The sequence below is a fragment of the Methylobacterium sp. J-070 genome, assembly GCF_022829385.1.
Lineage (GTDB): Bacteria > Pseudomonadota > Alphaproteobacteria > Rhizobiales > Beijerinckiaceae > Methylobacterium.
The window spans coordinates 1-8,613 of sequence record NZ_JAKSXX010000295.1; the positions used below are offsets into that span (position 1 = coordinate 1).

Here is an 8,613-nt window from a genome sequence, read left to right on the forward strand (position 1 = left end):
GTCGGCTACTACGCCGCCTGCGCGATCAGCCGCATCCATCCCGACGCCGGGATGCGCCCGATCGTCGGCTACATCGTGGCCCTCCTGGCCGGCCTCCTCGTCATCATCCTCGTCCCCTGGTTCTCGATCGGCTTCCTCTGAGGCAGACCAAGTGAGAAGACGTGCAGCGCACGGAGGTGGTCCGCTCGTTGGTCGGCTCATGGGGCGATGCGAACCTGGATGTGTACCGTTCGAACGTCCGCTTCGGAGATTCGCACCGTAATCGCTGAATGTCTGAGATGGGCGCAAAGCTGACCGTCCGCTTCCTGGCGATTTGGCAGTTTCGATCTCCCATTCGTTGGGTCATTTAGTGCGCTGGCGCGGTCTCTGAGCCCTATAAATTTCTGCCAGCCGACCAAACATCTAATAACAAAGGCATCAAACGTATCTTCTTCTTCGACCATCTTACGGCAAAGCTTTGGCGGTGATGAAGACCGGGATAACGGCTAATGCCTGAGCAATTGAGTGGATGATTTTTGGGGATGCTTGAGCCTTCAAACGAAGTTGCGGTGCGCTTGCGCTCTCCTACTGATCCAGCATCGTGAGGATCTGCCTTTCTGCAGTTCTCGGCTGATACTGAAGCTGCAATTAGCACCAACGCATGCGAAATTCGAAGGCCTGCTGCCAAGTCTTGAACTTCAGCTGATGGGAAGCAAAGCGGCGGCCGGGAGCTAGCATGATATCGGCGGGGTTGCTGCCGTCATGGTTTGCCTGCCAGTCCTTCAAGCTCTGGGCAAGACGGTCGTTCATGCTTCCTTCAACGCAAAGAACAGTCGTTCCAAACCGACGTTCGGCGCACCAACTCAGGGCCTCGCTGAGCTCAGGAACGCTTGCGCGAATACGCGCTTGACGTGCCTGCGCCGAATAAGAACGCCGGCGGTTCCAATCATCATGATAGCTCAGCGCAACCTGCAACGTCGTCTCGTCGAGCCAATTCGGCTCCATCTCGACGATGGATGTGAAATGCAAACCGGGCGTTTCGATGAAATATCCGTTCATGGTGCGCTGAGTGCGGACAAAACAATCCACGTATAGAAACTCCTTTGAAAAATTTATTTTCGACCGGGGGTGATGAACAGAGACACCAAAGCGCATCGCCGGTCCAAATGTCAAAATGTAATCGCAAGAAACAGAACCGTATAATCTTAGACGCGATCGGCGGCATGCTGGTGATCCGCCCCCACGAGAGTGGTCCGCCCTTTGGTATGGCTTTGAGCCTGGAGGACGGATCGATGTCGAGGAAGCGACCCAAGCCTGAGGAGATCGTCGCCAAGCTGCGGCAGGCGGACGTGCTGGTCGGCCAAGGCCAGAGCGTGGCGGAGGCGATCCGCGCGATTGGCGTGAGCGAGGTGACGTACTACCGCTGGCGGCGTGAGTACGGCGGCCTGAAGACCGGTCAGGTCCGGCGGATGAAGGATCTGGAGACGGAGAACCAGCGGCTCCGGAAGGCGATCGCCGATCTCACGCTCGACAAGCTGATCCTGCAGGAGGCGGCCCGGGAAACTGACCAGCCCCGCGCGCCGACGCGCCTGTATCGAGCATGTCCGGACCGTGCTGTAGGTCTCCGAGCGCCGCGCGTGTCGTGAGCTCGGCCAGCATCGCTCGACGCAGCGCAAGCTGCCGCGGGGCAAAGATGACGAGGCCGCGCTCGTCACCGAGCTGATCGAGCTTGCCCGCACCTATGGGCGCTACGGCTACCGGAAGGTCGCTGCCCTGCTGCGGGCGGCCGGCTGGCTGATCAACGACAAGCGGGTCGAGCGCCTCTGGCGGCAGGAGGGTCTGAAGGTGCCGGCCCGCCAACCCGAACGTGGACGGCTGTGGGACGGGGATGGCTCCTGCATCCGGCTGCGCCCGGAGCACGGCAATCACGTCTGGTCCTACGACTTCGTCGAGGCGCGCACTCATGACGGGCGCAAGTTCCGGATGCTCAACGTCCTCGACGAGTTCACCCGCGAATGCTTGGCCATCCGGGTAGCTCGCAGGCCACACGCCTGCCTCGGTCTGAAAGAGCCAAGACATCGTGACCCTAGAAAGAAACCGTGCCCCGGTGGGTAGGGCAGGTGAGGACCATCATGTCACATCGCCCGCCCTACTGTCCAATTTTAATTCGGCCGTTTCATCTATCTTATTGAATTAGCGTACGATTTTCCCATGGATAAGGGTATCTAAGTCAAACGAGTAACGATAGAATAAGCTGGAAAAGATTTAGAACCGCCATTGACGACTGTCGATTTGATCCATTTCCTATCGCCGTTGCTCAGATTTCTGTAATGTCCGCGGCGATCATGTGGCCGTACCGAAGTGACTTTTTTCAAAGAATTGTCCAGCGATCGTGATAGGGCTTGCCGATCGACTTGGATCACGCACGTCGCTTGAAGAGGGGCCAGAATTTTTGCCTTTAAACGAACCCTATTGATACGGGCAAGCTGTTCGGTGGCATCATCCATCAATGTAAGCGTTGGTCTATGAGAATTCAGTAGAGATAAGCCGTAGATGCATCTCATATACGCCACTTCACAATCGACAACTTGTACGCTTGTCTGTTCTTCAGATGGATCGGAATCTGGGTCGAAGCTTATTCTAGCCTCCCAATTATTGGTCAATAGGAATTCCGCAGGTGACTTGGTCCATAAGTTCCTGGGTGGCATCAGATTCTGTTTGAAGTAAATCGATCCCGAGATCCCCAGATCGGTTTCTTTAAGATGTATTAAATTGACAGCCTCGGGTGTAGAACTCGTGGGCATGAATCGAAATAGGAACGCACACTCCTCATAAGGTAATCGTGTTCTGCCATCATGCAGTGACTCGATTTCATTTTCAAACAATCTGTCACAAGAATGCTTATCGATAGATTTCGGATTGTGGTCGTCGAACAGGAAGCCAAAATCGAAACTGGCAAATGACCACTCATATTTTTTATGTATCGCATCGATATATGAGACAATAGAGCCTTGATTATCGTCTTTAACGATTTTGAAGCATCTTCCCCATCGCATCGAGTTTACGAAGTCGGGGTAGCTTGCGGACCAATTGCGCATATTCGCTCCTGTTCGCTGCATCCGATGTCAGCGTCTTATGCGAAATTTTATGCGTTGACGTCGATGAACTCAATGGTGGTTGGTATAACTTAAAATTTAGCGGGGCTTCCGTGGGGATTTGCTTCTTGATGGTTGTTCAAAAACATCGTCCATAGATCTGCCGGTGGTTGTTCTCCGCCGGCCACCCCCTGCTATAGGTGTTGCTTCGAAGATGAGCGTATGGATCTTCATTGGTAGCACGGCCTAAGATAGTACACTTAAAATCTAAGCAAAATCAATTGCTTATAGGATTATGACTGTCGTTTATAAGCTTTTTGGCCTATAAAAGGACTTGATCCGGCTGTAGATCGGTGGATCTGATACGTCGCCAACGGCGTCTCGGCATCAGCTATCTCATCTAGGATGAGTTGAACTACGCAATACCTTTTTTTGTATGATTGTGCGCACTTGGGATTGCTGTTGTTGATTCAACTATAAGTTGATTTACAGGTAGTAACATTTCCGTGATTGCTCCGATCAACCATCAAATGCGTCGTTGACACTAGTATTTCTCTGGTGACTCGGACGAACAACCTTGCGGTCCAATCGGTCAAGGGCAAGCGGCTTCCCGGTAGAACGATCCCCGCGTGGCGTCCAAGGATTGATGGAGGCCGCGCCTTTGCTGCTGCGAGGTCCGTGTGGTTCCGCCCCCACAATTTCAGCGGAAGATGAGGATCTGCCCGCTTGGGGTGAGCCCGATCTTAGAAGCATCTGCCTTCGGCGACGGGCTGGATTTGAGGCGAAGCGGGCTCCGGGGATCTGCCGGACGGAGCGCGCCCCGGATATGTTCCGCCCGAAGGTGGTTGTAGTGGCGGCTGATCATCTCGACGGAGGTGCCGCAGTTGATCGCCAGGATGTCCGAAGTGACCCCCCGCCGCAGCCGTTCGGTCAGGTAGGTGTGCCGACAGATGTAGAGGGCCCCACCGGAAGCATCTGCCTGAAACCCGAGCCGTCGAAGGGCCGATTTGAAGCTCGTACCCATGTCCTGCACGACTCCACCGCGGCGCGATGGCCAGAGAGGTGTACGCCCCGTGGTCGCAAAGCCGAACTCGCTGAGGAGCGCGCGCAGATCCGTGAGCACATCAAGTGCCTCAGGGTCACAGTTCACCATCCGCGGGCCGGTCTTGCCGTCGCCGCAAGGGTCGATCACCACGATGTCCTCGCCATGCTCGTTGCGGGTGTGGCGGACGCGATCCCAGGTTAGTTCGAGGATCTCGGCGCCGGGGCGCATGCCCGAGCACAGCAGCAGCCGCACGTGCAGCGTCATCAAGCGCCGGTCATAGTTCCTGCACTTACCCCCCTCCCCCAGCTTTCGAACGCGCGCGCGTTCAGCGTCCTCGATGCGATCGAACTCTTCGAGGAGGGCCGCCACCTGCTCGCGCGAAAGCGCATCGCGCCGGTCCTCGGCGGCCCGCTGCTTCTTGGTCTCACGCGGACGCGGCAGATGGCGGAGTTCGTGAACGACCTCGTCGCCGACGAGGGGCGTGGGCCGATCGCTCGCCCACGCCATGGCCTTCACGAAATACTGCTTCTCCCGCCGAAGGGTCGGGGCGGACGGCGGCTTGAGGCGGCGTCCGACCGACACCGTCTGGCCTCCACGCCGATAGGGCGCGACGGCAGCCCCCTCCCCGTTCTGCTCAAGACGCCAGCGTTCCCAGGCGTAGAACTGCTGCCGACCGAGATCAGCCAGCGGCACCTGCTGCCAGAACGGCAAGAAGTTGCGACGCATGACCGAGATCTCCGGCCCGAGCTTCCGCTCCCCGGCGTCGAAGCGCCGGTCGAGGTCCTCGACATAGCGCTTCAGGATGTCGCCGACGCTCGGTCCGCTCAAGGAGATGGGCTGTCCGGCTTTCGCGCGGGTTTCGAACGCCTTGCGGCGGCGAACCGCGACCTCCTCCGCCATCACGAGGTCGGTGGTCTTGGTCGATTCGCGCACGCGCTCGTCGCCAACCCGGTAGTCGGCGTAGATGAATTGCGAGCGCGGGTGCCGATAAAGATTGACACCGTGTCCGAGGTCGAGACGCCCGAAGCGCTCGAAGGTATCGCGCTGCTGATCGCGTAGGTGCGTACGGGCGGACGTGCGGGGGGAAGGCATGAAAATCGTGTGCTTCGCGGTAGGTGTGCCAAAGGTGTGCCAAGCGGCGGATGCGTTGTCCGGCGACGGCCGAGTGGAGCGTTCCGGGCGGTGACGCGGCTGCTGAGGCCATTTCCCTTCCGGAACAACACCTTGGTAACGACTGTCGCGGTCGAGCGCATTATTCTTGAACGCTCGCGGCGACCAGTAAAACTGTCTGCCGTACACTCCGAAGGCAAAGGTCACACGTTCGAATCGTGTCGGGTGCGCCAATTTTCTCAATGACTTGGCTCGCCAGCGAGCTTCTCTCGTCCAAGCGTTGTCCAATAAACGCTCTTGGATCGTGGTGGAGTCAACTGCCTGCCCCGGATGCGCGAGCGGCGTTCGCGAGGTCTGTCAAATGCGTCCCGTTTGGTGACGGACCGTCAGCTTCCAGAGATTAGCTTCGGCTGATCGGTACCAGACCGATCGTCCGCGCCCGTCTCCTCAAGCTTCGCCCCCTTCGTTGGAGCGGGCGTGGATGCCGATGGTACCCACGGCGCAGGTGCCCCTGAGCTCAACTTAGCCCTCGCCAGCTTGGCGAACCCTCGGCTGACCAAGTCGCCAACTTGGCGGCATGGACCGACGCGGATTTGCGCTCGTGTCGAAAGGGGGTGGGTATTCACCACCCCCTACCTGCACAGCACCGGCATGGGCGGGATCGCCGGCGCGCCGCTGGCGGTAAGTGGGATCGGACCTCGACCGACAGCGATCAGCGTCCGCAGGCTGCGCGTGGCGTAGAAGTTCACCCTGCGCATGGCGTGGGTGGCACGGCGGACCCGCCGCGTGTGCCACCACGCCACCGCGACGATAAAGGAGCTCATCAGGCGCACAGCACCTCCTTCGCCAGCCGGCTGAGGTCGCTGATGGCGTCGTCCTCGTACTGGGGCAGCGTCATGCCGATCCGGTACTTCAATAGGATCGCCGAGAGGCTCACCATCGCCAGATCCATAAAAGGTGCCACGGTCTCGTCGATGTCGCTGTCCAGATCGTCCGCCGGTCTCCGAGCGTCGAGGTAGGCGATCCATTCAGGCGCAGCCACCAGCCGCCGGGCCGGCTCCTTCAGCGCGTCCAGATCGAAGACCCGCGGATCAGGGTGCGGGTGCGCTCGTTCGGCGACGCTGTAGAGTTGGGTCGACTCAGCCCAGAGCCGGTCGTACTCGACCAGCTTCGGCAGCAGCACAGGTGCAAGAGCGAGGAACCGGGCCTCGTGGTCCGGCAGGTCACTGGCGATTTCGCCAGTCAGGGCAACCGCTGTCACGGATGCTAGCGGGGTGGCGAAGATGGCGCCGAGCGCGGCGCGCCGGGTGGAGGCGGTCATGGCCGACCTGCCGCGGCTGCGTGGGCCTGCTTGAACTTCTCTCGGAGCCGCTTACCGATCTGCTCAAGCGGATGCGAGAAGGCTGTCAGGCATTCCGGCTCGACCATGTGCGGGCTGAACGCCACAGGGTCGAGTGCCTGGGTGCGGATCGTAGGGCTGGCCGTGCCGCGTTGGCATGGGTTCAGGATGGCGAGTGCTGACGCCGATGTCGAGGCGGACCTTCCGTATGATCGGCGCGTTGAGGCGCATGAACGCCCAGCCTTCCACCTCGCCGGAGCTCAACCGTCTCGCTGTAACGGAGAGCGCGCTGGCGGCAGCGGATAGCCTCTGGCGGGCCGAGATGCGTCGGAACTATGGGCCGGATGGCGTTCTGATCTACGCCTACGCCCCGGAGGGTCAGGGTGGCCTCGGCACACCGCTTCGGCGATCCTACGAGGCTCGCCGCGTCGCCGTCGCGCTGTGGAGGCGCGAGCGGCATCGAGCGCCGCGATTGGACTGACCGAGCGGGATGATCACCGAGGCGCCGTTTTGGTAGAAATTCGAGGGGATGTGATGGCCGACACCGACAAGCCCCCGGGTCTGAGCGTCGTGCCGCCCACGGTGCCGATCCGGAACGTCAACGTCCCCGACCCAACAATCCGGACCGAGCCTGAGAGCAACGACGTGGTGAAAGAGGCCGAGAGGAAGCCTGACGATCCGGACGAGGCGGCCAAGGACGGCTTGGCTTAGTCTGCAGCCTTTCGGCTAGGCATCTCGCCGGCTGCGATCAACGCACCGGCAATCGCCACCATCCGTCGGCCTTGATGGCGCGCAGCGTTCAGATCCTCAGACCGTGGCGGCCGGTTCTCCTTGCCGACGATCGTGGATGCACCATAGGGCGAGCCTGCCTCCAGCATCGCTTCGTCGGTGTAGCCGGTCGGCAGGATTACCATGCCCAGGTGCGCCATCGGGGCGTACAGCGACAGCGTGACCACCTCGGAACCGCCGTGCGGCCAGGACGCCGCCGCGAATGCGCCCCCGACTTTGCCGGCCAGGGCGCCCCGCTTCCACTGCGGGCCGAGCAGGTCGAGGAAAGTCTTCAGCTCGGTCGCCATTGCGCCGAAGTAGCTCGGCGTGCCGAACAGGATCGCATCCGCCCACTCCGCGTCCTCGTGCGAGGGCGCCTCGTACAATGCGTTCTGCCGTGCCGCATTATCGATCCAGCCATCGACCTTGGCCATCGCTGCCGCGTCGACCACCTCTCGGGTTCTGCGCATGCGCACCGCAGCACCGGCCTCTCGCGCGGCATCGGCAGCAGCGCTCGCGAGCTTCTCGACGCTGCCGCTGCGTGAGTAGTAGACGATGAGCAGGCGGGTCGGATCGGATGTCTGGTCGGCCACGTCGTCCTCCTATGGATTGGCGCTACGTGCCGCCGGCTGCGGGTAGGACGGGTTGCCGCCCGGAACAGCGGTGCTGTTGGACGGCGATATCGTGCCGCCCTGGCCACTCTCGGTTCCGGTGATCTGCTTGCGTGAGGCGCTCTGGCTCTGACTCGCATAGTCCGGAGGTGAAGTTCCGCCCTGCCACGTCATCAGCCCTGCCAGCGCTGCCAGCATCAGGCCGAGACTGATAATCAGGACGTAGAGCGCCGGTTTGCCGCGCTTTCCCTGCCGGACGTCCTGGCCTGAGAGTTGTTCTGCCACCGATGAACCTCGCTTGCCCGCAGATGCAGGCATGAAGATGCAACGGGGCGGCGGTGTGAGAGGTCCGATCCTGTGGCGCTATGGCTCTCGGATCACTGGACGCACATGGGAGTAGCCCCGCGGATCCAGGCCGCGGGGCAGTTCACGTCACATCCGGGAGCGACGCATGTGGTGACGCCGGTGATGCTTCATGCGCATCATGCTCCGCTGGCCACCCATGCGCTTCTGCGACGGGCTCTTCACGCTGCCCGGGTTGTTCATGTTGCTCTGTGCGCTGCCTCCGCCAGCGGGCATCTGCGCGAGAGCCACTCCCGTGACTGCGAGCGTGAACGCAGCAGCGAGGGCAAGTGTCTTCAACGACATGGCGTTTTCCTCCAGACG

Annotated in this window: 8 protein-coding genes and 2 pseudogenes; 2 read left to right on the forward strand and 8 right to left on the reverse strand. The window is 60.6% G+C overall.

All coding sequences use genetic code 11. The annotated features are described in order from the left end of the window. Positions 1-627: 627 nt before the first annotated feature. Entirely contained in the window at positions 628-1,068 is a 441-nt protein-coding gene (locus tag MKL01_RS34175) for a hypothetical protein (RefSeq protein WP_243909617.1), read from the reverse strand. Positions 1,069-1,271: 203 nt separating this feature from the next. Here MKL01_RS34175 and MKL01_RS34180 point away from each other — a divergent pair. After that, a pseudogene (locus MKL01_RS34180) lies at positions 1,272-2,022 on the forward strand (IS3 family transposase); the annotation flags it as partial. 182 nt (positions 2,023-2,204) lie between these two features. On the opposite strand, the gene MKL01_RS34185 reads toward MKL01_RS34180, so the two are convergent. The 4 genes from MKL01_RS34185 to MKL01_RS34200 form a co-directional block, all read right to left on the reverse strand. Further along, entirely contained in the window at positions 2,205-3,077 is an 873-nt protein-coding gene (locus tag MKL01_RS34185) for a hypothetical protein (RefSeq protein WP_243909618.1), read from the reverse strand. A gap of 697 nt (positions 3,078-3,774) precedes the next feature. Further along, the gene (locus MKL01_RS34190) at positions 3,775-5,436 is read right to left on the reverse strand and encodes a tyrosine-type recombinase/integrase (protein WP_243909619.1); all 1,662 of its coding nucleotides are present in this window, start codon (positions 5,434-5,436) and stop codon (positions 3,775-3,777) included. Between the two features lie 425 nt (positions 5,437-5,861). Next, on the reverse strand, positions 5,862-6,053 hold the full coding sequence (locus tag MKL01_RS34195; RefSeq protein WP_243909620.1) for a hypothetical protein: 192 nt from the start codon (positions 6,051-6,053) through the stop codon (positions 5,862-5,864). Then, positions 6,053-6,550, reverse strand: a complete 498-nt coding sequence (locus MKL01_RS34200) for a hypothetical protein (RefSeq protein ID WP_243909621.1) — start codon at positions 6,548-6,550, stop codon at positions 6,053-6,055. Before MKL01_RS34200 ends, MKL01_RS34195 begins: the two co-directional genes overlap by 1 nt. Before the next feature lie 552 nt (positions 6,551-7,102). On the opposite strand from MKL01_RS34200, the gene MKL01_RS34205 reads away from it, so the two are divergent. Further along, positions 7,103-7,279 carry a hypothetical protein gene (locus tag MKL01_RS34205; protein ID WP_243909622.1) on the forward strand — a complete coding sequence of 59 codons (177 nt, stop codon included), beginning with the start codon at positions 7,103-7,105 and terminating at the stop codon, positions 7,277-7,279. On the opposite strand, the gene wrbA is transcribed toward MKL01_RS34205, so the two are convergent. From wrbA to MKL01_RS34220, 3 genes and pseudogenes are all read right to left on the reverse strand, one after another. Then, the gene (gene wrbA, locus MKL01_RS34210) at positions 7,276-7,929 is read right to left on the reverse strand and encodes an NAD(P)H:quinone oxidoreductase (RefSeq protein WP_243909623.1); all 654 of its coding nucleotides are present in this window, start codon (positions 7,927-7,929) and stop codon (positions 7,276-7,278) included. The two genes, MKL01_RS34205 and wrbA, sit on opposite strands and share 4 nt — an antisense overlap. A gap of 9 nt (positions 7,930-7,938) precedes the next feature. Next, on the reverse strand, positions 7,939-8,232 hold the full coding sequence (locus MKL01_RS34215; RefSeq protein ID WP_243909624.1) for a hypothetical protein: 294 nt from the start codon (positions 8,230-8,232) through the stop codon (positions 7,939-7,941). Between the two features lie 147 nt (positions 8,233-8,379). Next, positions 8,380-8,613 (reverse strand): annotated as a pseudogene (locus tag MKL01_RS34220) (hypothetical protein); the annotation flags it as partial.